The following is a 23,530-nucleotide window of genomic DNA, read 5'->3' on the forward strand; positions in this document are numbered from 1 at the left end:
ACAACCTTCCACTTACAACCACCGTTTTACAACCAACGTTGTATGATCGGCCCGTGCGATGCCTCGGCCGACCTTCGCTCGTCGTCGCGACTCTTCTCCTGCTCCTCGACTCGACCGCCTGCCGTCGCAGTAGCGCCGCGGCCCAACACCCCCCCACGGTCCAGACCGCAGCGGCGCGCAGCAGCGCATCGACGCCGACGGGATTCATCGTCATCTCGCTCGATACCCTGCGTGCCGACCGACTCGGCGCCTACGGCTACGACCGGCCGACGACACCCTTTCTCGACCGGCTCGCCGCACGCGCGACGCTCTTCGAACGCGCCATCGTCCAGTACCCCGGGACATTGCAGTCGCACATGTCGATGTTCACCGGCCTCTACCCGCGGGAGCACGCCGTCTTCCCGCCGGCGCTCCGGCTCTCGGCAGACATTCCGACGCTGCCGGAGCTCTTCCATGCCGCCGGCTACCGCACCGCCGGTCACTCCGAAGGCGGCTTCGTCAAGGGCTACTACGGATTCTCGCGCGGCTTCGACGAGTGGGACGACCCGGACCATGTCGCAGCGACCGACCTCGAGCGGACACTGGCCGCCGGCCGGGACTTCCTGCGTCGCCTCGAGCCGGGAGAGCGCTTCTTCCTCTTTCTCCACACCTACGCGCTCCACGACCCGTACACGCCACCCGTCCGCTACCGGCGGATGTTCTGGCAGGGGCCACCCCCGCCCGGGGCCTTTCCTCCGACGGGCCCCGAGCTCGCTCGGGTCAACGAGCGCGGTCCGGTGCCGTCAGAGCCGGTCGTGGCCTGGCTCTCGGCGCTCTACGACGCCTCGCTTCGCTACACCGACGACCAGCTCGCCGCCTTCGTCGGCGACCTCGAGCGCTCCGGATTGCTCGCCACGACGACGCTCGTCGTCACCTCCGACCACGGAGAGGAGTTCCTGGAGCATGGCCACCTCTCGCACGTAGAGACCTACGAGGAGACGTTGCACGTCCCGCTCCTGGTGCTCCGCCCCGGACAGAAGACGGGTCAGCGGGTCGAGTCCCTCGTCGAGAGCATCGACCTCGCCCCCACGCTGCTCGAGCTCGCCGGCCTGCCCGCCCCGCCGATGTCCGGCCGGAGCTACGCTGCGGCGCTGCAGAACCCGGCCACGCCCTTGCGCTCCGAGGCCTTCGCGGAGGGCGAGTCGTGGTACGGCGGCATCGGGCGTGCGCTCTATCGCACGGCCGGTCGCGAGCTGCTTCAGCTCGTCCACACGCGGCCACTGGCCGAGCCGGACGGCTCCTGGGTCTCGCGCGAGTTGCGCTTCGACACCGAGGCCAGCCGCCTCGATCTCGAAGCCGTGAGCTTCGCCGAGGCCCGTCAGGTGGAGCTGTCGATCGACGGCGTCGCCAGGCCGCCGCTCACGCTCGACACCGAGTGGAGGAGTCTTACCCTCGATCTCGGTCCGCCGGCCGTCCGGCGGATCTCGCTCCGCGCCGCCGCCTGCCAGTCGCCTCAGGAGCTCGGGCAGGGCAGCGATCCGCGCTGCCTCTCGTTCAAGCTGCGTGGTACGGAGGGCGATCGCGTCGAGCTCTTCGATCTGACCGCCGATCGACGTGGGATCCTCGATCTTTCTCGCCTGCGGGCCGACGACACCCGGACGATGCTCGCGACCCTGCACAAGGTCGTCCATACCCTCCGCTCGCCGGCCCAGAACGGCACGCTCGAGAAGGAACACGAGCGGGCACTGCGCACCCTCGGATATCTTCGCTGATTCGCACGATGGAACTGACCCGCGACCACCCTTCGATTCCTCCGCCCGGCGATGGGCCCCTCTCCGCATGGCGCCAGCTCGGGCGGACGGGACGAGCCGCGCTGCTCTCGCTGATCCTGCTCTCGGCCGGGCTCGACAGCTGGTTCGCCTTCTTCTGGCCCTCCGAGCTCCGCTTCTGGGACGAGCGGTACAACGCCCGCAACGTCGTCGCCGCACTCAGCGACGATCCGCTCGCCCAATTCAACGGCTACTACCCGCCCCTGACGTGGGCACCGCAGGCCGGAGCGCTCGCGGTGGCCGAGCGCCTCGCGCCTTGGTTCGGCCAGTCGCTCCGGCCCTGGGACGGCCGGCAATTGACCCCGAACGCGCTGCGCTTCTGTCGCCTCACCGCCGTCCTCACCGGTGCTGCCACGCTGTTCGTCGTTTTCCTCCTCGCGGCCCGGCTCTTCGATCCGTGGACCGGCCTCGGGGCCGTGGCACTGCTCGGGTTCTGTCCGTGGCACCTCAACTCTTCGGCGATGTTCAAGCCTGACGCCCCGCTCGCTCTCGCCTCGGCGCTCGCCGCGCTTGCCATCGCCGAAGCGGCGCGCGGACCGAGCCGCAAGCGCTACCTGGCCATGGCCCTGGCGGTCGCCCTGGCGGCCAGTGCCAAACAGACCGGGCTCGCCCTCGCCCTGCCCGCCCTGGTCGTCGTCCTCGCCCAGGTGCGGGAGCCCGAGGTTCTGCGCCGTCACCTGCCACTCGCTGCCGCCGCCGGTGGCGGGTTACTCGCACTGCTCAACTTCCCCCTGCTCTTCCTGCTCGACGACCTCGAGACGATCGTCCGCTTCTACGCCAAGCGCGAGCAGCAAACCGGAGAGACCCGGCTGACCGCCCTGGGGGAGATCGGCCACTGGCTGCTCGACTGGGGATCGTTCGGTCAGGTGCTCGGGGTGCTGGCGCTCGCCGGACTCGCGTTCTGGGCCCTGCTCGCCCTCCGCGGGCTGCGCCGCCGGGAGCCCCTGGCGTGGCCGCGTGTCGCCGCCCTGGCCGTTCCGCTGACCTACGTCGGGTTCTACCTGGCGCTGACGGCGCATTTCAAGGAGAACAACTTCCTGCCGGTCCTCCAGTCGCTTGCCATCGGCGGCGCCCTGGTGACCGCCCGAGCCTCCGGCGCGATCGCCAGGCGGATCTCGCCGCGCAGCGCCCGCCCGCTGCCGGCGCTCGCGCTCCTCGCCCTGGTCGGAGCGCGCGGCAGCGTTGCCGTCGACTACGTCTACCGCAGCGTCACGCCGACGACCTTCGACGTCCTGATGGCGGAGGCCGATCGGCGCGGCCTGTTGCTCGTCGACTCGGTCGTCTTCACCGAGTGGCTCGACCCGGGGCGCATCCGCTACGAGCTCGAGAAAGGCGTGCCCGGACAGCACTCGGTGGCCGTGCTCGTCCCTTCGGTGGCCGCCCTCGCACCCGAGCGGCGACTGCACGCCGATGGCGAGGTGACGCTCGCCGACCGATCTCCGCAGGGGGCTGCCACGGCAGCCGATGGGCTGGTGCTCCACGCCCTCCCGCGATTCCTGCGCGTGCGCGGCCCGGCGCTCGAAGGGCGTTTCCGCCCCTGGCCGGCGACCGACGAGCTGACGGGCTTCGACTCGCAGAGCCTGCCGCGCGAGGCGCAACAGGGTTCGACGATCCGGCTGCCGCTGCCGGACGCCGTCGAGCCGGGCGACACGCTCCAGCTCGTCGTCTGGCTCGGCACACAGGAACACGACGAGTCCGACCCACCGTCGGCCTGGAGCGACCAGCAGCCGCTGGTGCTCCACGGCGGCAGCCAGGTCAATCGCGGGACGATCTGGTCGTCCGAACGGTGGCGCTCCGCGGAGGCCGCGCCGGCGCTGCGCCTGGAGCTTCCGTCCCGCCGCCCGGGGGTGCACTGGGCCACCGCCATCTACCGCTGGCGGGGGTGGCGCCCCGCCGCCGCGACCCAACACCTCGGCCGTCACTGACGCCAGGCGGATCCGCGACGACGCAGCGCCCCGCGGCTGCGTCGTCATGTCAGGGAGCGTACTGCGGCGGGCTTCCGGCTGCCGAGGGGCAGCCGGCCCGCCGGCCGGGGACGATCAGCGGGAAGTCACGCCCGCCGCCGGGGGCGCCGCGAGCATTCCCAACTGCCACATCACGAAGATCCGCTGGTCGGCGGCGTCGCGGACGCGCAGGGCGAGCGGCTTGCCCTGCCCGTGGCCGGCCTCGCGGTCGACCCACAGAAGGACCGGCTTCTCGGCCGCGTTCGAGGCGGTCGCCGCCTGCAGGCGCGCGGTCATCTTGCGAGCGTGCAGCGCGTGGACGCGCGTGTCGTTCTCCCCGGCGGTGAGCAGCACGGCCGGATAGGCGACGCCCTCCTGGACGTGGTGATACGGCGAATAGGCGCGCAGCGCCTCGAACTGTTTCGGATCCTCCGCCGAGCCATACTCGGGGACCCAGTAGCGGGCCATCAGGAAGTCCTGGTAGCGCAGCATGTCGAGCAGCGGCACGGCGACGATCGCGGCACGGAAGAGGTCGGGGCGCTGCACGACCATCGCTCCGGTGAGCAGGCCCCCGTTCGAGCCTCCAGAGATCGCCAAGCGCGCCGGACGGGTGATCTTCTGGGCGATCAGCCACTCGGCGGCCGCGATGAAGTCGTCGAAGACGTTCTGCTTCTTTTCCAGCATGCCGGCCTGGTGCCACGCGTCGCCGTACTCGCCACCGCCGCGCAGGTTGGGCAGCGCCAACACCCCGCCCGCCTCGAACCACTGGAAGAGCGGCGCCGAGAAGGCCGGCGTCTGGGAGATGTTGAAGCCGCCGTAGCCGGAGAGGATCGTCGGATTGTCGCCGTTGCGCACGAGCCCTTTGCGGTGGGCGAGGAACATCGTCACCGGCGTTCCGTCCTTCGACGGATAGCTGACCTGCTCGACGTCGACCGTCGCCGGGTCCACCGGCACCGCCGGCCGCTCCCAGAGCTCCGGCTCGGCAGCCGGCTTTGTCAGGTCGACGCGAAAGACCGTGGCCGGGTAGTTGAAGCTGCGGAAGGAGAGGAACGCTTCGGTGCTCTCGAGCTCCGCGGCGAGATCCGCCGAACCGAGACCGGGCAGCTTGAGCTCGCCGAGGCGCGCCCCGGCGAGGTCGAACAGCTCGACCCGGCTCGCCGCTTTTTGCAGATAGTTGACCGCGACGACGCCCTTGCCGACGGCGACGCGCTGGATGACGGCGTCCGAACGTTCCGGCACCAGCGACTTCCAGGCCGACTTCTCCGGATGGCGCAGGTCCACGGTCATCACACAGCCGTTCGGCGCCCCCTGGGTCGTCCACATCACCAGCGTGTCGCCCACCACCGAACCGGAGGCGAGACCCTCGGCCCCGACCGTGATCTCCCGCTTCTCGACCTTGCCGGTCGACAGGAACGCGCCAAAGTCCGCCACCCAGAGGTCGTTCGAGCGCGTGCTCGTCGAATAGCCGAGAAGCAGCCAGCGTCCGTCACGCGACAGTGCGCCGGTCGGCCCCCAGGTCGTCGCCAGTTGCTTGTTCTCCTCCACCGTGAACTGCCGAAAGAGCACCGGGTCGGCGGTCGGCGCGGTGCCGAGGCGGTGGAAACGCACCCGCCCGCTGTAGGGGTCCTTCGGGTCCTCGAGGTTGCGATAGACGAAGCCGCTGCCGTCGGGCAGCCACTCCGGTGCCTCGACCTTGTTCGGGATCTCGAGCGGCAGCTTCTCACCGCTCGCCACCCGGATCAGGTGGAGGGTGGCGTTCTCGTCGCCGGCCCGATAGGTCCCGTAGGCGACGACCTCGCCGTCGGGCGAGGGCGAGAACCAGGCGACGGTCGTCAGCCCCGACGGGTCGAGCGCCGCCGGATCGAGCAGGGTTCGCGGCGTGCCGCGCACCCCCTGCCGCCAGAGGACCACCGGCTGGCTCTGGCTTCCTTCACGCTGCGTGTAGAAGTAGCGCCCGGCACGCACGCGCGGGGCCGAGACCGAGCCCACCTCCATGAGCGGGCGCAGCCGCTCCTCGAGCGCGGCCCGCCCCGGGAGCGAGTCGAGCACCCGGCGCGTGTAGGCGTTCTGGGCATCCGTCCAGGCCGCCACCTCGGGGGTGACGCGCCCCATCTGCTTGGGGTCGCTGTTGTCACCTTCGAGCCAGCGATAGGGGTCGACGATCTCGACCCCGTGCACGACCTCGCGGACCGGGGCGACACGGCTCTCCGGCGGACGAACGGCGGCGGTCTCGGCGGCGGGAGCGAGCCGGGCGCTGGCGCCGAGGGCGAAGGCGACGAGAGCAAATGGGATTCTGCGCATCGGAATCTCCTGCGGTTCAGGGGGCCGCAAGCCAGCCGAGCGGCCGCCCGCGCAACATAGCAGAGAGCTCGCTCTCCCTCCGCGCTTGCTATGCTGACCGCGCCCGCGGTCCTCCACGCCGGAGACGCTGCGCGGCCCGGAAACGCCATGCACTCCCGCGAAGAAGCCGTCCTCGCCCGCGACTGCGAAGCGATTCAGATTCCCGATGGCTACCCCGTGCTGTTGCCGAAGGGGTTCAAGGTCATGATCACCCAGACGCTCGGCGGGACGTTCACCGTCGCCGGCGAGCTCGGCGGTCTCTATCGGATCGATCCCAAGGACTCCGACGCCCTGGGCAAGGAGACGCTCGTCGACAGCAGCGCGCACGACGCCGCCGTCCCGCTCGAAGAGAAGGTCTGGGCTCAGCTCAAGCAGTGCTACGACCCGGAGATCCCGGTCAACATCGTCGACCTCGGCCTGATCTACGGCTGCAGCCTCGAGCCGCACCCCGATGGAGAGCAGGTCGCGGTGATCCAGATGACCCTCACCGCTCCCGGCTGCGGCATGGGCGACGTGCTCGCCCAGGACGTCAAGAAGCGGCTCGAGGGGCTGCCCGGCATCCGCGAAGCGCGCGTCGAAGTGGTCTTCGATCCGCCGTGGAACCAGGCGATGATGAGCGACGCGGCGAAGCTTCAGCTCGGGTTCTTCTAGACGACCTCCGGCCCGTCCGGGCCGGGCGCCGTCTTTCATCGCCTGCCCGCCCGCTTCGTGTAAGACTCCCGGGGCATGGCGCACGTCGAGTTCACCGGCAACACCCAGGACCTCTCGACCGATCGCGGCTACCAGTTCAAGTTCTACTGCGAGCGCTGCGGCAACGGCTACATGTCGTCGTTCAAGGCCTCGGCGATCGGCATCGCCGCGTCGATGGCCCAGGCCGCGGGCAACATGCTCGGCGGCATCTTCGGCCGCGTGGCGAGCGGCGCCTACGAGGTCCAGCGCGCCGTGGGCGGTCCCGAGCACGACGCGGCGCTCGCGGCGGCGGTCGAGGAGATCCGCCCGCTCTTCCGCCAGTGCACGCGCTGCGGCATCTGGGTCTGCGAGCCGGTCTGCTTCAACAAACGAGCCGGGCTCTGCGAACGCTGCGCGCCCGACCTCGACGAAGAGATCGCCGCGGCGCAGGCCGAGGCGGCGCGCGAGCAGGCCCAGAGCAAGGCGCGCGAGGTCGACTGGCTGAAGGGCCGCAAGCTCGACGAACCGGTCACCGCCGCCTGCCGAGCCTGCGGCGTCAAGATCGGCACGGCGAAGTTCTGCCCCGAGTGCGGCACCGCCGTCGGCGCCAAGGCCACCTGCCCCGCCTGCTCGGCCGAGCTCGAGGGCAACCCGAAGTTCTGTCCCGAGTGCGGGCGCAAGCTCGTCTGAGCCGCGGCGCCCCACGACACGAAGGTCCGATGCGAGTCGCAAGCGGCGGGGAACGGCGATGATCGCCCGCCTGCTCCGTCCGGGGATCGCCTGGCTGCTGGCCGCCACCCTCGGTGCCGAGCCGGCGGCGCTCGCCCTGCCCGCGCCGCGGGCCCATTGGCTGCGTCTCGACACGCCGAGCTTCACCGTGCTCGGCGACGTGTCGCCTGGGCGCCTGCGCGAGGTCGCCGTCGAGCTCGAGCGCTTCCGCGCCGCGCTCGCCCGGCTCCGGCCGGAGACGAAGCGCCCCGCCCCGCTGCCCACCCTGGTGCTTGCCTGCGACGGCGAACGGTCGCTCGCGCCCTATCGCGCGCTCGGCCGGAGCGACACGAAGAACATCCGCGGCGTCTTCCACCACCATTCCGCCTGGGGCAGCTCGCTCGCCCTCGACGCCGGCCAGGCGATCGAGGCGTCGCTCTCGACGGCGCTCCACGAGTACGTCCACTACTTCGTCGCCACCACCTATCCGGCGACGCCGCTCTGGCTCAACGAAGGGCTCGCCGAGCTCTACTCGACCTTCCGCACGACCGCGGCCGGTGTCGAAGTCGGTCGACCGGTGGAACGGCATGTCCTGCGGCTGCGCGACGGTTGGCAGATGCCGCTCTCGCGGCTCTTCGCCGTCGGCCACGAGAGTCCGGAGTACGTCGAATCGGAACGCGCCAGCGCCTTCTACGCCCAGTCCTGGGCGCTGGTGCACTACCTGCTGGTCGGCGAGCCCGAGATGGCGGCGCGAGCTCCGGCCTTCCTCGCCGCGCTCGACCGCGAACCGGGCCCCGACGCCGCTGCCCGCCAGGCCCTCGGGGTCGGCCTCGTCGAGCTCGAGGAGCGCCTGCGACGCTACGTGGCCAAGCCGTCGTTCCGCTATCTCACCTACGCGATCACGGATCTTGCGGTTCCCGAGCTGCCGGCGCCGGTCGAGATCGGCCGCGGCGAGTTGCTGACGCTCCTCGCCGAGCACCTCGCCCATGCCGGCGACGCGACCGGTGCGGCCGAACACCTGGCGGCGCTGTCGCCCACCGAGGCGGCCGCCGGCGATCCCCTGGCGCTGGCCGGCTACCTCGCCGAGGAACGCAAGGACCTCGCGACGGCGCGCGGGCTCTTCCGGCGCGCCGCCGCGGCGCACCCGCGGCGCGCCTCCTCGTGGCTGCACATCGCTCGCTTCGCCATCGAGGACTCGGACGACCGGGCCGCGCGCCAGGCCGCCGAGGCGGCCCTGGCGATCGCCCCCGAGTACGGCGAAGCCTGGGCGACGCTCGGGCTCGCGGCGCTCAACCTGCAGGACAGCGCCACCGCGATCAGGGCGCTCACCGAGGCCGAGCGCCGCATGCCCGATCGCGGCGATCTGGTCTTCAATCGATTCCTCGCCCACCTCGCCGCCGGCGACCTGGCCACCGCGAAGACGCTCGTCGAGGGGAAGATCGCCCAGGTCGGCGGACCGAAGCTCGCCGCCGAGGCGCGCCGACAGCTCGACGCCCGACTCGCCACCGAAGAGGTCAACCGCGCCGTCGAAGCGGCCAACGCGGCCTATGCGGCAGGCGACCCGGTCGCCGCGGCCGAGGCGATCCGCCGCGTCCGGGCCCGTCTCTCCGACCCGGAGGCGATCGCCTTCCTCGACGCTCGCCTGGCCGAAGCCGAGCGGAATCTCGAAACACATCGCCGCATCGCCGCTTACAACCGGGCGATCGAGCTGGCCAACGGCGGTCGCCTCGCCGAAGCTCGCGCGACGCTTGCCGCACTGCTCGCCGCCGGTTGCGGCGACGAGCCGGTCTGCGATGCGGCCCGCGACCTCGCCGCCAACCTCGAGAAGCAGCAGCGCCGACGCTGAGCGGGTCGCCGAGCGGGTCGCGGCGAATTCAGGGCTTTTTGTCGCGACGCAGGGCGTCGCCCAGGCTGCCGAAGCCGCTGCCGGCGGAGGCGAGGCGACCGCGCCAGTCGTCCGACTCGGTCTCGCCGCCCGGTCGGTCGCTCAGCAGATGCAAGCCGATCCGCCGTTTCGCCAGGTCGAGGTCGAGCACGCGCACCCGCACGTCCTGGCCGAGTGCCAGCGCTTCGCGGGCGTGGGCGAGGCGGCGGCCGGCGCCGATCTCGCTGACGTGCAGGAGCCCTTCGAGCCCGGGAGCGAGCTGCACGAACGCGCCGAAGCTTTCCAGCCGCATGACCCGGCCGGGGTGATCGCTGCCAATCGGGAAGCGCGCCGCCGCCTCTTTCCACGGGTCGCGCTGCAGAGCCTTCATCGAGAGCGAGATCCGCTCGCCCCGCTTGTCGTCCTTGGCCGGATCGATGCGCAGCACCTGGACCTCGACCTCCTCGCCGACGGCGAGCACGTCGGCCGGGTTCTCCACCCGGCCGTGGCCGAGCTCGGAGACGTGCAGCAGGCCGTCGAGGCCGCCGAGGTCGATGAATGCGCCGTAGGAGGCGATCGAGCTGACCTTGCCGCGCACCACGGCGCCGGGCTCGAGCCGGGCGCGCACCGCCGCCGCCCGCTCGCGCGACTCGCGTTCGAGCAGCTCGCGACGCGACACGACGACGCTCACTCCCCGCCCACGGCCGCCCTCCTCGATGCGCGTCACCAGGAACGACAGTCGCTTGCCCACCAGGTCCGTCGCGTCACCGACCGGCCGCACGTCGATCTGCGAGAACGGGCAGAAGGCGGTCTGTCCGCCGACCTCGACTTCGATGCCGCCCTTGTTCACCGACCGGACGATCCCTTCCACCGGCAGACCGAGCTCGCGTGCCTGACGCAACTCGAGCGACGCCTCGCCCGGGCGACTGCCGCCGCGCCGGCGCAGGACGTAGCCGCGCGATGCCGTGTCGCGCGCCGCGATCACCGCCTCGATCGTGTCGCCGACCGCCACCTCGACGGTGCCGTCGTCGCGCTGCACTTCGGCGAGGTCGAGCACCCCTTCGCTACCCGAACCGAGGTCGACGAACACGGTCGACTCGCCGACCGCGACGATCTTGCCCTTGACCCGTTCGCCCACCTGGGGCTCGGTCGGGCGGCCGACCGCCACGCGGCCGCTGTCGGCCTCGGCCAGCAGGCGCTCGAACTCCGCCCGATCGGAGTCTTCGTCGTTCGCGTCGAGGTGGGCGGGGCGGCGGGTCTTGGGTCGAATTGGGCTCATGTCGCCAGAGTGTACCGGTTCCGGCCCAGAACCTTGCTCTCGTACAGGGCCCCGTCGGCGCGAGAGAGCATGGACGCCGCCGTGTCTCCCTCCTTCGCGACGGTTCCGCCGAAGGACGCGGTCACCGACAGCGGGCGGCCATCGACCTCGAGCGAGGATTGTTCGACGAGGGCGCGGAGGCGCTCTGCCTGCATGCTCAACTGTTCGGCGTCGACATTGACCGAGACCACCAGGAACTCCTCTCCACCGTATCGCCCCACGACATCAAAGGTCCGGACGGCAAGCGACATCGTCTTGGCCACCATTTTCAGCACTCGGTCTCCCACCTGATGACCGTGCTCGTCGTTGATCGACTTGAAGCGGTCGATGTCCACCATGAGGATTCCCATCGGCCAGCCAAGCTTCGCGAAGTCCATCAGCTTCGAGCCGAGATGGAGGTCGAGATAGCGCCGGTTTGCCACCTCTGTCAGCCCGTCGAGATGGGCCAGCCGCTCGAGCTCGACGATCCGCTGCCGCTCAGCCGCCTTGCCACCGGCGTCGCTGAAGACCTCGACGGCTCCGATCACTGCCCCGGAGGGATCACGAATCGGCGCGGCGCGCACCAGAACCGGCACCCGATGACCCGACTTGTGGTGCATGAATACCTCGGCCTCGCGGCTGCGACCGTCGATCATCGTCTGCTGCAAGGGACAACGCCCCCGGCAGAGCTCGAGCCCCTTGGAATTGACGTGGCGGAGGATGTTGTCCATGCAACGGTGACCGACCACTTCGTCGCGCACGAAGCCGGAGAGGCGCTCGGCGGCTGAGTTCCAGTACTGAATCCGTCGCTCGCGATCGACGTAGTAGACGCCGTCGAAGAGACTCTCCAAGAGGTCCTTGTAGAACACGTCCTCGGTCATGGACCTTCCCCTCGTGGGCCCATCCTCGACCCGGCTTGATCTACCACGCCACACGATAGTTTACCCACAGAGCCCCTGATCGGCCCCGGCCGATCCGAAAGCTCCCGTCCCTTGCCGCGGCGCGAGGCGCCCGCTACCATGGATCGTGGAGCTCTGCCTTCCACCGCCCACTGTCCAGGCGGCGGAGATCGACTCGAGAGGGAATCCCCATGAAGCGCATTCTCGTGACCGGTGCGCTCGGCCAGATCGGCTCCGAGCTCGTCCCGGCCCTTGCCGCGCGATTCGGCCCTGACGCCGTGATCGCCTCCGACATCCGCATGCCCCCGGCCGGCGCCACCGTCCCCGGCGCCCACTTCGAGTTCCTCGACTCGACCAACTACCGCCAGGTGCACGACCTCGTCCGCCGCTTCGACGTCGGCACGGTCTACCACATGGCGGCGCTGCTCTCGGCGACGGCGGAAGAGAAGCCGCACGTCGCCTGGGAGCTCAACATGGGCGGCCTCTACAAGATCCTCGAGGTCGCCCGCCAGCACGGTTGCGCCGTCTTCTTCCCCAGCTCGATCGGCGCCTTCGGCCCCGGCACGCCGAAAGACGACACGCCGCAGGACACCATCCAGAGGCCCTCGACGATGTACGGCGTCACCAAGGTCGCCGGCGAGCTGCTCTGCGACTACTACCACCGCCGCTTCGGCGTCGACACCCGCGGCCTGCGTTTCCCCGGGCTGATCTCGCACGTCGCGCCGCCCGGCGGTGGCACCACCGACTACGCGGTGGCGATCTTCTACGAGGCGCTCCGCCACGGCCGCTTCACCTGCTTCCTCGGCCCCGCGAGCCGCCTCGACATGATGTACATGCCCGACGCCGTCACCGCGCTCATCGACCTGATGGCCGCCGACCCGGCGCGACTCACCCATCGCAACGCCTTCAACGTCACGGCGATGAACTTCACCCCCGAGGAGCTCGCCGCCGAGATCCGCCGGCACATCCCGGGCTTCACCATCGACTACGACATCGACCCGGTGCGCCAGGCGATCGCCGACTCCTGGCCGAATTCGATGGACGACTCGGCGGCACGCGCCGAATGGGGATGGAAGCCGACATTCGACCTGCCGGCGATGGTCGCCGACATGATCGCCAAGCTGCGCGCCAAGCTGAAGCTCGCCTGAGGAGAGACCCTCCGTGCCTACCGATCGACTCCACGAAGCCCTGCGCCGCGAGATCGCGGCGATCGACGCGCGCGGCAGCGCCAAGCGCCACGAGAGCGTCGTTACCGGCGTCGTCCCCGCGGCCGCCGGCCGCGGTCCGCGCTACCTGCTCGCCGGCGAAGGCGACAAGCCGTTTCTCAAGATGAACTCGAACAACTACCTCGGCATGGCCTTGCGTGCCGAGTTGCGCGCCGCCGAAGAGCGCGCCGTCGGCCTCTACGGCGTCGGCCCCGGCGCCGTCCGGTTCATCAGCGGCACCTACGCCCCGCACATCGCCCTCGAGGAGCGGCTCGCCGCCTTCCACGGGCGCGAGGCGGCGATGCTCTTCTCGGCGGCCTACATGACGATCCTGGGCGTGCTCACGCCGCTCATCGGCGCCGAGACGGCGGTGATCAGCGACGAGCTCAACCACAACTGCATCATCAACGCGATGCGGCTCGCGCGCCCCAAGGACAAGCAGGTCTACCGCCATCTCGACCTCGTCGAGCTCGACGCCAGACTCACGGCGGCGGCCGCCTCCGGCGCTCGGCGCGCCGTGGTGGTCACCGACGGCATCTTCAGCATGCGCGGCGACCACGCGCCGCTGCCCGAGATCGCCCGCATCTGCCGCCGCCACGACGGCGCCTTCGCCGAGAACGTCGTCCTGGCGGTCGACGATTCGCACGGCGTCGGCGCTTTCGGCGCCACCGGTCGCGGCACCGAGGAGCACACCGGGGCCGAGCCGGTCGACGTGCTGGTGGCGACCCTCGGCAAGGCGCTCGGCGTCAACGGCGGCTACGTGGTCGGCGGACGAGCGCTCATCGACTATCTGCGCGAGACCGCGCCGATGTACATCTACTCCAACCCGATCACGCCGGCCGAGGCCGCCGCCGCACTCGCCGCCGTCGACCTGCTCGACTCGCCGCGCGGCCTCGAGCTGCTGGCGCACCTGCGGGAGATGACGGCGCGTTTCGAGCACGGCCTCGTCGCGCTGGGCTACGAGACCATTCCCGGTCCGCACCCGGTCGTGCCGTTGATGGTGCGCGACACACCGCGCACGCTCGCCCTCGTCAAGCACCTGCGGGCCAACGGCGTGCTCGCCACCGGGCTGAACTATCCGGTCGTTCCGCGCGGTGACGAGGAGATCCGCTTCCAGGTCTCGGCCGACCACACCGAGGCCGACATCGACCAAGTGCTCGCGGCGCTCGAGTCGTTCCGCGGCAAGGCATGAGCAAGGGATTCGGTCCGCGATCTCTTCACCTGGGAGACCGCGGGCCGCTCGCCTCCTCCGATCGTCCGGATCCGAATTCCAATGCTGCACACGGGGTGAAACTCCGTCAGCACGATCTACGTAGTGAGCGGGCATCGCGGCCTCGGCTCTGGTCGCGCTCATCCAAGGAGATCGTCATGTCCGACCGTCGCCTGGCGGCCCGCTGCGCCGCCGCGCTCATCGTCACTGCCGTCGCTGCCTCGTTCCCTGCTTCGCTTGCCGCTGCGGAGCCCGCCGCTCCCGGCAACGCCGTCGAGCGGGGCACGTTCCTCGTGACCCTCGGTGGCTGCAACGACTGCCACACGCCGCTCAGAATGGGCCCGAAGGGTCCCGAGCCCGATGCGACGCGCTTGCTTTCCGGGCATCCGGCCAAGCTCGTCCTGCCGCCGCCGCCGGCGCCGCAGGGCCCGTGGGTCTGGTTCGGTGCGGCGAGCGGAACCGCGTTCGCTGGCCCTTGGGGTGTCTCGTACGCCGCGAATCTCACACCGGACGAAGCGACCGGCCTCGGGTCGTGGACCGAGGCACAGTTCATCTCGGCGATGCGCACCGGCCGGCACCTCGGAAACGGACGCCCGATCCTCCCGCCGATGCCCTGGCAGGGGCTGGCGCACATGACCGACGCCGATCTCAAGGCCATCTTCGCCTACCTGCGCTCGGTGCCGGCGATTCAGAATGCGGCACCCGAGTCGGTCGTCGCCGCCGCCCCGAAGTGATCCTCGCCACGCCGCTCGACGCCGCCGGAGCCGCCCCAGATCGCCGGGGTTCGGCGGCGTCGACCGGACCGTGAGCCACGGAGGTCAGGCGAGCGGGATCTTCCAGTGGCGGTCGCCGAGGCTTCGCTCGAGCTCGGCGGCCGCCGCGGGGCGGGCGAAGAGATCGCCCTGGGCGATGTCGCAGCCGAGATCGCGCAGGCGCAGCGCCGCGTCCGGGGTCTCGACCCCCTCGGCGATCGTCGTCAGCTCGAGGCTGCGGGCGAGGTAGAGGGTCGAGCGCACGATCGCCTGGCTTCGCTGGCTCTCGGCGCCCGCCAGCTCGGCAACGAACGAGCGATCGATCTTCAGCGCCTGCACCGGGAAGCGGCGCAGGTAGGCCAGCGACGAGTAGCCGGTGCCGAAGTCGTCGATCGCCAGGCGCGCACCGGTGGCCGTGATCCGGCCGAGCATGACGACGGCGGCTTCCGGATCGCTCATCACCGCGGTCTCGGTCAGCTCGAGCTCCAGGCTCGCCGGCGCGACGCCGACGCGCCGCAGGATCTCCTCGATCCGGACGGCGCAGCTGCCGTCGAGCAGGTTGCGCACCGAGAGGTTCACCGCCATCCTCGCGCCCGCGAGCTCTTCGTGTTCGCGCTGCCAGCGCAGGAGTTGCTCGAGCGCCTTCTCCACCACCCAGTAAGTCAGCGGGTGGATCAGATCGCTCGCCTCGGCGATCGGCAGGAAGCTTGCCGGGAGCAGCAGGCCGAGCCGCGGATGCCGCCAGCGCACCAGCGCCTCGAAGCCGACGACGCGCCCGTCGGCCAGGGCGACCTTCGGCTGGTAGTGGAGCTCGAGCCCCCCTTCGCGGACGGCCTTCCCCAGCTCTCCGGCGAGCGCGAGCCGCTCGGCGGTGTGTTCGTCGAAGGACGGGGAATAAAGCTCCACGCTGCTTCCCGCACGCTTGGCGCGGTAGACCGCCACGTCGGCGCAGCGCAGCAACTCGTGGCTGTCGCGCCCATGCTCGGGGAAGATCGCCACGCCCGCCGCCGCCTCCACCTCGATCGACATCCCGTCGATTTCGTAGGGCAGCGACAGCGCCGAGAGGAGCTCCCGCGCGCGCTCCAGCCCCGCAACCCCGTCGGCGACCGCCGGGACCATCAGGAGAAACTCGTCGCCGCCGAGCCGGAACAGGCGTGCCCCGTCGTTGCCGACGCGGCGACCCAACCGGCCGGCGAGGGCCACGAGTAGCCGGTCCCCGACGTGATGGCCGAGGGCGTCGTTGATCTCGCGGAAGCGCCGCAGGTCGATCAGCACGACCCCGGGCTTTGCCGTGGCCTCCATTCCCGAAGCCGGCGAACCCGCGGCCCCCACCAACGCCGCGAGCTCGCGATGGAAGCCGGCGCGATTCAGCAGCCCGGTGAGCGGGTCGTGGAACGCCTGATGCTCGAGCCCGGCGACATGCCGCGCGTTCGTCAGGGCGAGCGACACCGCCTGCCCGATGCCGCGGAAGGTGTCCATTTCGACGTCGGTCCAGGTCGGCGGATCGCGGAAGAGCAGATTGACCGTGCCGAGCACCCGATTGCCGAAGGCGAGCGGGATGACGAGCGCAGCGGTGATCCCGCTCGCCACCAGCGCGGCCCCGACGGAGGGCTCCACGCGGGCGTCGCGCGCGAGGTCCTCGCTCCACACCAGCCGACGCTCGCGGACCGCGACGCCGCTCAGGCTGCCGGCGACCGGCAAATATTCGCCGAGCGCCCGGATCTCCTCCGCGAAGCCGTGATGGGCGGTCATCAGCAGCCGGTCTCCCGGCTCCTCGAGCAGGTAGAACCCGACCTGGGACGGCGCGCTGTAGCGAACCAGCACCTCGACCGCCTGCCGCGCGATCTCGTCGACGTCGAGCGAGCGGTGGAGGCGACTGGCGAGCTCGTTGACCTGCTGCAACGCCATGTGGCGCGCGGCGAGCTCGTCGCGCGAGGTCAACAGGGCCCGCTCGGCGCGCTGCCGCTTGGCGATCATCGACTCGAGATTGCCGACGACGATGCGGATCAACACGCCGGTCGCCAGCAGGAGCAGGGCGGCGACCGCCACCTCCTCGAGCGATGCCGGCTCCCCCGCGGAGGCGAGCAGATGCGACCACTTGGCGACGCCGATGGCGGTCACGGCCGCGACCGAGGCGGCAACCCAGGGCGCCACCACCCGCTTGGGAAGCATCAACGCGGCGATGAGGATGCCGCTCGGCAGGAGGACCATGCCGACCGCGCGGATCCCCTCCCCGAGAACGATCGCGCCGAGGGTGAGAACGAAGTACCAGACGGTGCAGAGAACGCCGGCCCGCCGCGAGCCCAGCCGCGGCAACAGGGCGAGCAGGAGACCGAAACCGAGGGCGCCGAACGAGGCGATCACGCCGCGGTAGACCACCGCGGTGCCGAAGCCGATCGCCGCCACGCCCAGCGTCACCGAGAGGAAGAGCGAGAGCAGCTTGCGCAGCAGGAGCGTGCGATTGCGCTCCTCGACCGACTCGACCGAGGCGCGGTCGAGCGACTGGAAGGGCGTTTCCTGCGGTACCCAGGGGGTCGTCACCTGGAGATCTCCAGGAGCACCCGGCGCGTCGCCGCGACCGTCGACGAACGGAACGCGACGCGCGACGCGACCTCGACGAGACGCCCAAACGATCGGATACCCACCCTCCTGCGGACGACCGCGATCATAGAACCGCGAGGGCGCGAGTCAACCCTCGACGGGCCGAGCGAACCGTCAGGCTTCGGCGCCCGGCGGGGCCATCGGCTCGGGGGTGGCCGTCGCCCGCGGCGGCGTTCCGGCCGGCGACTCGGCCACCGCCGCCGCCCCGCCGGCCTCTGCCGGCTCCTCCTCGGCGCCCCCGCCGACGAACGCCTCGAACAGCGACAGGGTGATCGCCACCAGCACCGGACCAACCAGAAAGCCGAGCATGCCGAAGAGCTGGATGCCCCCGAGAACGGAGAAGAAGATCGTCAGCTCGTGCATATGCGCCCGCTCGCCGACCAGCTTCGGTCGCAAGACGTTGTCGATCCCGCCCATCAACACCGCCCCCCAGACGGCCAACGCAATCGCCTTGCCGAGGTGTCCGGTCGCCACCAGAATCATCGCCGCCGGCCCCCAGACCAGGAACGCTCCGCCGACCGGCAGCAGCGAGGCGAGCGTCATCACGACGCCCCAGACGAGGGGCGACGGCAGGCCGAGGATCCAGAACATCACGCCGCCGAGCGAGCCCTGGATCGCCGCGATCGCCAGCGTGCCGTTGACGCTGGCGTGGATGATGTCGCCGGTGTGCGCGAGCAGGCGATCGGCGGCGCGCCGGCTCATCGGCAGCATCGCGGGGAGCGCGGCGGCCACCTTCTCGCCATCGCGGAACAGGAAGAAGGTCGTGAAGAGGACGAGGAAGAACTTCACCACCGAGCCGACGACGCCGCCGAGGACGTTGAACGTACCCTTGAGCAGCGTCTGGCTGGCGTTGCCCAGCAGCTCGGAGACCTTCTCCGGGGCGATCGTCAGGTCCTCCTGGCCGGTGGTCGCCTGCACCCACGCGAGAGCACGCTGCAGGCGTCCGCCGAGCGCCGGGTCGGCGAGGATCTGCTGCACGCGCTGCGGCGCGGTGCGCGCCACCCCGGCGAGCTCCGCGCCGACGGCAGCCGCCACCAAGGCCAGCGGCACCAGCACGGTGGCGAGCACCACGCCGAGCGAACAGAATGCCGCCAGACCGTTGCCCATCCGCCGGGCGAATCGCCGTTGCAGCGGGAAGAAGAGGAGCACCAGCACCGCCGCCCAGATGAGCACGGTGAGGAACGGCTGGAGCATGCGCAGGGTCAGGAAGAGGGCGAGCCCGGTGGCCGCCAGCAGCAGGATCCAGCGTGCCTGTCGTTCGCGATCGCGCATCGTCCGCTCCTCATCGCCTCGCGGCGAGCCCCTCGATCTCCAGCCGCACCCGTGCCGCCTCGAGCTCGGCGCGGCGGCTCTCGTCGACGACCGGGAACTCGGGACGCAGCGACTCGAGCGCATCGGCCACCGCGTCGGCCACCACCAGCCGGGTGAACCACTTGTTGTCCGCCGGCACGACGTACCAGGGCGCCTCGGCGGTGGCGGTGTGCCGGATCGCCGACTCGTAGGCCTTCATGTAGTCGTCGAAGCGTTCTCGCTCGTCGACGTCGGCGAGCGAGAACTTCCAGTTCTTCTCCGGCCGTTCGAGGCGGGCGAGGAAACGCTGGCGCTGCTCCTCCTTCGACACGTGGAGGAAGAACTTGCGGATCGCCACCCCGTTGTGCACGAGGTAGCGCTCCCAGGCGACGATGTCCTCGAAGCGCTCTTTCCACAGTCGCTTGCCGCTCGCACCGGGAGGCAGCCGCTGGCGCTCGAGGTACTCGGGGTGAACCCGCACCGCCAACACCTCTTCGTAGTGCGACCGGTTGAAGATGCCGATGCGACCGCGTTCCGGCAGGTGGCGCGCACAGCGCCAGAGAAAGTCGTGGTCGAGCTCCTCGACGGACGGCGCCTTGAACGAGACGACGTGGCACCCTTGCGGATTGACGCCGCTCATCACGTGCTCGATCGTCGAGTCCTTGCCCGCCGCGTCCATCGCCTGGAAGACCAGCAACAGCGCCCAGCGATCCTGGGCATAGAGCCTCTCCTGCAACTCGGCGAGGCGCGCCACTCCGGCGGCCAGCGCCTCGCTCGCTCCTTCCTTCGAGGCGAGCCAGGCCGTGTCGCCCGGATCGATGTCGGCGAGGCGGAACCGCTCCCCGCGCTCGACGCGATAGCGCTCCGCCAGCCGCCGCACCTTCTTCGGTCGCTTGCTCATCTGCCGCTCCTCGCGAATTCGTGGCTCGTCCCGGCCAGCCTACCGCGAAGCGGACGAGGCGGGAGCCGGGGTGGCGCCCCCCGCCGGGTCGGCGGCGATCCCGAGCAGCCCCCGATAGTCGATCTCGGCCGGCGGCGGGGCGCCGCCGGGGCCGAGCAGGTAGTGCTCGAACCACTGGACCAGCCGCGCCGCGAAGTCGAGCTGGGAGGCGGTGCGACGGTTGCCGTGTCCTTCGCCGGGATACGCCACCAGGCGCACCGGCGCGCGGCCGAGCAGCTTCAGCCCACGGTAGAGCGCCAGCGATTGGCTCGGATGGACGCGCGGATCGTCCTTGCCGACGGCGATGAGCAAGGGCGTCCGGGCCTTCTCGAGGTAGCTCAACGGACTGCGCTCGGCGTCGGCAGCCTCGCGCTTCCACGGCGGCGTCATCATGTGGACGTCGATGTCCTCGACCGGAATGTCGGTGGTCAGTCCCTTGATGCCCAGCCGGGTGATGCCGACGAACATCACGCCGGCGGCGAACCGCTCGCTGTAGAACGTCGACCCCCAGGCCGTGGCGTAGCCGCCGTACGAGCCCCCGGTGATCCCCACCCGCTTCGCGTCGACGAGGCCGCTCGCCACCAGCGCATCGACCGCATCGACGAGATCGTCGAACTCCTTGCCCGCCGGGTCGCCCTGGCTGGTCTTGGAGAAGGCGAGCCCGCGGCCGGTCGAGCCGCGGTAGTTCGGGTAAAAGACGGCGAAGCCCTTGCCGGCGAGCACCTGGCCGGGGTTCGCATAGCGGGAGAGCCAGCCGTTGCTCCAATGGGCCTCGGGTCCGCCGTGGACGATCAGCACCAGCGGGACTCGTGCCCCCGCCTGCCGCTCCACCGGCTCGATCAGCAGCCCCTCGAGCGCCAGGCCGTCGCGGGCGGCGAAGCGGACGACCGACTGCCGGCCGAGGTGCCGCTCGGCGAGCCAGGGGTTGGAATCGGTCAGCCGCTGCGGTCGCACCGCCCCGGGCTTCCAGAGGAACACCTCGGCCGGGTGGGTCGGGCTCTCGCCGACGAGCGCCATGGTGCCGTCGCCCGCCCGGTCGAGCGCGGTCCAGACGGCGGGCTCGTCGAGCCGGGTCGTGGCTCCGGGCCCTCCCGTCGAGGCGAGGTTGCGCAGGTCCGTCTCGACCCCCCGGGCGGCGATCGCCAGCAGCTTTCCCGGCTCGCTCCACACGAACGCGGCCGGGTGGACCGGCTCGCCGGCGAACAGGTCGCGCCCCACGCCACCCTCCACCGACCAGACGGCCAGCCGGCTGGTCGACGGATCGTGCCGGTCGGCGGCGGCGATCATCGCCACCTGCCTGCCGTCCGGGCTCCAGGCGGTGTGTCCGAGCTTGCCCTCGTGGTCGAGCCGCGCGAGGACCCGGCCATCGGCGAGCGCCACGACCTGGACCTTCCGGGCCATGTACTCGTCGTCGATCCCCGGCGTCGGCGCGAGCGCCACGAGGACGCGGTCCCCCTGCGGCGCCAGGTGGAGCTCGCTCGCCGAGCCCGGCAGGTCGAGAACCCGCGCCGGCGACGTCGCGTCGAGCTCGCCGACCCAGACGCGCACCGGGCGCCCCTCCTCTTCGACGACCTCGCGGTCGAAGCCGTGCTCGATCCGCTCCTCGCTCGCCTTCTCCTTCTTGTCGCGCGACAGGAAGACGACGGTGCGACCGTCGGGCGCCAGCTCGAACCCCTCGAGGTCGCTCGCGTGGGTGAGCCGCCGCCGCGCCTCGCCGCCGTCGCGCGGGATGGTGTAGAGCGCGGTCGTCGCCTCGCCGTTGCGTTTCGCCAGGAAGGCGAGCGCCCGGCCGTCGGCGGTCCAGGCGAAGGCGCCGACGTTGACCTCTCCGCCGACGAAGGTCCGGTCGGCTCCGCTCGCGTCGACGACGTGCAGCTCCGCCCAGGCCGGTCCGTCCTTGTCCTCCCAGGGGCGTCTCGGGACCTGCAGCGTGTAGGCGACGAGGCCACCGTCCGGAGCGATCTTGGCCTCCCGCACGCTCTTGAGGCGGACGAGATCGGCCAGGGTCAGCGGGCTCGGCGCCGCCAGCGTCGCACTCGCCGGCAGCCCGAAGGCGAGCGTGGCGAGCGCAGGAGGCAGCAGGCGACGGAAGGATCGACGGGGCAAACGGGGCGAGACGGCGGTCGTGGACATGGTCACCTCACGGTTTCGCCCGCGATGCTACTGCGCCTGCGCCCCGACGGGCCGCGATAAGCTCACCGCGCCGGGCTCGATCGCGGACCCGCCAACCCGCCCATGCCGCACAGCATCGGATCCCCGCTCTTCTGGAGCCTCTTCCTCGTCGGCGTCGGGGCCGTCCTGGCGCTCGACCTCGGGGTCTTGAACCGGCGCGCTCACGCCGTCAAGCCACGCGAGGCCGCACTCTGGACCCTCTTCTGCGTCACCCTGGCCGTGGCCTTCGGCAGCTGGATCGCCTGGCGGTTCGGCCGCGTGCCGGCGCTCGAGTTCTTCACCGGCTACCTGATCGAGTACGCCCTCTCGGTCGACAACCTGTTCGTCTTCCTGGTGATCTTCGGCTACTTCGCCGTCCCGGCCGAGTTGCAGCATCGGGTGCTCTTCTGGGGGATCCTCGGGGCGCTGGTGCTGCGCGCCACGTTCATCCTCGCCGGCGCGGCGCTCATCGCCCGATTCCAATGGGCGATCCTCGTCTTCGGTGCCTTCCTGGTGGTGACCGGAATCAAGCTGCTGCTGCAGCAGGACGCCGAGATCCACCCCGAGAAGAACCCGATGGTGCACCTGCTGCGGCGCCTCGTGCCGCTCACCTCGGAGTACCACGGCCAGCGCTTCTTCGTCCGGCTTTCGGGACGCTTCCACGCCACCCCGCTGCTGCTCGTGCTGGTGGTCGTCGAGGCCACCGACGTCGTGTTCGCGGTCGATTCGATCCCCGCCATCTTCGGCGTCACCCGCGACCCGTTCCTCGTCTTCACCTCGAACATCTTCGCCATCCTCGGCCTGCGCTCGCTCTACTTCCTGCTGGCGAGCGTCATGGACAAGTTCCACTACCTCAAGTACGGGCTCGGACTGGTGCTCGCCTTCATCGGCATCAAGATGCTGATCTCGGAGTGGATCCACGTCCCGATCGGCCTCTCGCTCGGCACGATCGGCGCTCTCCTGGCGCTGTCGATCCTCGCGTCGATCCTCTTCCCGCCGGCCGAGAGCTGAGCCGCGCCCGATCAGCGCAGCGCCCAGACGAGCAGCGCGATCCCGAAGGCGACGCGATAGACGACGAAGAGGCGCAGCGAGCGCTTGCGCAGCCAGGCGAGCAGCCAGGCGATGACGCCGTAGCCCGCCACCGCCGAGACGGCGACGGCGAGCGCCATCTGGCCGAGCGCACCGGCCTCGAAGCCGTTGCCCAGCAGATGATCGAGCAGGTCCTTGCCCTCGGCGAGGATGCCGATCGGCACGGCGAGCAGGAAGGAGAAGCGCGCCGCAGCCGGCCGGGTCAGGCCGAGCAGGAGCAGCGCCGTCATCGTGATGCCGGACCGGGAGGTTCCGGGGACGAGGGCGAGGGCCTGAGCCGTGCCGACCAGGAGCGCCTCGGTGGCGGTGAGCGAGAGCTCGTCGCGGCGCTCGCGGGCGATCCGGTCGGCCAGACCGAGCAACAGGCCGTAGACGATCAGGTCGATCGCGATGAGCACGGGACTGCGGCCGGCGGTCGAGATCCAGTGGTGCGCCGCGAGTCCGACCACCGCGGCCGGGAGAGTCCCGAGGGCGAGGTGCCAGCCGAGGCGTGCGCCCTCGGGGGCCTCCGGCCGCCACACCGCCGGGGACCCCAGGACGTCGCGCACCACCGCCGCGAGGTCGCGGCGGAAGTAGAGGAGCACGGCGAGCAGGGTCCCGGTGTTCGTGGCGATGTCGAACGACAACCCCTGATCGGGCCAACCGAGCAGCCGGGGGATGAGGATGAGGTGCCCCGAGGAGCTGATCGGCAGGAACTCGGTGATCGCCTGAACGAGGGCGAGGACGACGATCTGAATCGGGGTCATGTGCGGGGTCTCCGACCG

Annotated in this window: 17 protein-coding genes; 9 read left to right on the plus strand and 8 right to left on the minus strand. The window is 70.9% G+C overall.

Annotation, left to right across the window (positions count from 1 at the left end; genetic code table 11):
- Positions 1-53: 53 nt before the first annotated feature.
- Positions 54-1,751 carry a sulfatase gene (locus tag IPJ17_19860; GenBank protein ID QQR73696.1) on the plus strand — a complete coding sequence of 566 codons (1,698 nt, stop codon included), beginning with the start codon at positions 54-56 and terminating at the stop codon, positions 1,749-1,751.
- A gap of 8 nt (positions 1,752-1,759) precedes the next feature.
- Entirely contained in the window at positions 1,760-3,733 is a 1,974-nt protein-coding gene (locus IPJ17_19865) for a glycosyltransferase family 39 protein (protein QQR73697.1), read from the plus strand.
- Positions 3,734-3,847: 114 nt separating this feature from the next.
- Here IPJ17_19865 and IPJ17_19870 read toward each other — a convergent pair whose 3' ends face one another.
- Positions 3,848-6,052 (minus strand): S9 family peptidase, encoded by a 2,205-nt coding sequence (locus tag IPJ17_19870; GenBank protein ID QQR73698.1) that lies wholly within the window; start codon positions 6,050-6,052, stop codon positions 3,848-3,850.
- A 147-nt stretch (positions 6,053-6,199) separates the two neighbouring features.
- Here IPJ17_19870 and sufT point away from each other — a divergent pair, with 147 nt between their 5' ends.
- From sufT to IPJ17_19885, 3 genes are all read left to right on the plus strand, one after another.
- On the plus strand, positions 6,200-6,742 hold the full coding sequence (sufT, locus tag IPJ17_19875) for a putative Fe-S cluster assembly protein SufT (protein QQR73699.1): 543 nt from the start codon (positions 6,200-6,202) through the stop codon (positions 6,740-6,742).
- A gap of 75 nt (positions 6,743-6,817) precedes the next feature.
- Positions 6,818-7,450, plus strand: a complete 633-nt coding sequence (locus tag IPJ17_19880) for a zinc ribbon domain-containing protein (protein ID QQR73700.1) — start codon at positions 6,818-6,820, stop codon at positions 7,448-7,450.
- 58 nt (positions 7,451-7,508) lie between these two features.
- Positions 7,509-9,314: a DUF1570 domain-containing protein gene (locus IPJ17_19885; protein ID QQR73701.1), complete on the plus strand. Its 1,806-nt coding sequence runs from the start codon at positions 7,509-7,511 to the stop codon at positions 9,312-9,314.
- Positions 9,315-9,342: 28 nt separating this feature from the next.
- On the opposite strand, the gene IPJ17_19890 is transcribed toward IPJ17_19885, so the two are convergent.
- Both IPJ17_19890 and IPJ17_19895 read right to left on the minus strand, forming a co-directional pair.
- Positions 9,343-10,611 (minus strand): S1 RNA-binding domain-containing protein, encoded by a 1,269-nt coding sequence (locus tag IPJ17_19890; protein QQR73702.1) that lies wholly within the window; start codon positions 10,609-10,611, stop codon positions 9,343-9,345.
- Positions 10,608-11,510, minus strand: coding sequence for a sensor domain-containing diguanylate cyclase (locus IPJ17_19895; GenBank protein ID QQR73703.1), 903 nt, complete (start codon positions 11,508-11,510; stop codon positions 10,608-10,610). The genes IPJ17_19890 and IPJ17_19895 overlap by 4 nt, the downstream gene beginning before the upstream one ends.
- Positions 11,511-11,719: 209 nt before the next feature.
- On the opposite strand from IPJ17_19895, the gene IPJ17_19900 reads away from it, so the two are divergent.
- The 3 genes from IPJ17_19900 (at position 11,720) to IPJ17_19910 (ending at position 14,677) form a co-directional block, all read left to right on the plus strand.
- Positions 11,720-12,676: an L-threonine 3-dehydrogenase gene (locus tag IPJ17_19900; protein ID QQR73704.1), complete on the plus strand. Its 957-nt coding sequence runs from the start codon at positions 11,720-11,722 to the stop codon at positions 12,674-12,676.
- Positions 12,677-12,689: 13 nt separating this feature from the next.
- Entirely contained in the window at positions 12,690-13,925 is a 1,236-nt protein-coding gene (locus IPJ17_19905; GenBank protein QQR73705.1) for a pyridoxal phosphate-dependent aminotransferase family protein, read from the plus strand.
- Positions 13,926-14,101: 176 nt separating this feature from the next.
- Complete coding sequence (locus IPJ17_19910) at positions 14,102-14,677, plus strand: diheme cytochrome c-553 (GenBank protein ID QQR73706.1); 576 nt, start codon at positions 14,102-14,104, stop codon at positions 14,675-14,677.
- 84 nt (positions 14,678-14,761) lie between these two features.
- Here IPJ17_19910 and IPJ17_19915 read toward each other — a convergent pair whose 3' ends face one another.
- From IPJ17_19915 to IPJ17_19930, 4 genes are all read right to left on the minus strand, one after another.
- Positions 14,762-17,236: a GGDEF domain-containing protein gene (locus tag IPJ17_19915; GenBank protein QQR73707.1), complete on the minus strand. Its 2,475-nt coding sequence runs from the start codon at positions 17,234-17,236 to the stop codon at positions 14,762-14,764.
- Positions 17,237-17,410: 174 nt separating this feature from the next.
- Entirely contained in the window at positions 17,411-18,568 is a 1,158-nt protein-coding gene (locus IPJ17_19920; protein QQR73708.1) for an AI-2E family transporter, read from the minus strand.
- A gap of 10 nt (positions 18,569-18,578) precedes the next feature.
- Entirely contained in the window at positions 18,579-19,487 is a 909-nt protein-coding gene (locus IPJ17_19925; protein ID QQR73709.1) for a polyphosphate kinase 2 family protein, read from the minus strand.
- Positions 19,488-19,526: 39 nt separating this feature from the next.
- Positions 19,527-21,659 (minus strand): S9 family peptidase, encoded by a 2,133-nt coding sequence (locus tag IPJ17_19930; protein ID QQR73710.1) that lies wholly within the window; start codon positions 21,657-21,659, stop codon positions 19,527-19,529.
- A 102-nt stretch (positions 21,660-21,761) separates the two neighbouring features.
- On the opposite strand from IPJ17_19930, the gene IPJ17_19935 reads away from it, so the two are divergent.
- Positions 21,762-22,688 (plus strand): TerC family protein, encoded by a 927-nt coding sequence (locus tag IPJ17_19935; protein ID QQR73711.1) that lies wholly within the window; start codon positions 21,762-21,764, stop codon positions 22,686-22,688.
- Positions 22,689-22,699: 11 nt separating this feature from the next.
- Here IPJ17_19935 and IPJ17_19940 read toward each other — a convergent pair whose 3' ends face one another.
- A complete protein-coding gene (locus IPJ17_19940) occupies positions 22,700-23,512 on the minus strand; it encodes an undecaprenyl-diphosphate phosphatase (protein QQR73712.1) in 813 nt (270 codons plus the stop codon).
- Between the last annotated feature and the right edge of the window lie 18 nt (positions 23,513-23,530).

Source organism: Holophagales bacterium, from assembly GCA_016699405.1.
Taxonomy (GTDB): Bacteria; Acidobacteriota; Thermoanaerobaculia; order Multivoradales; family JAGPDF01; genus JAAYLR01.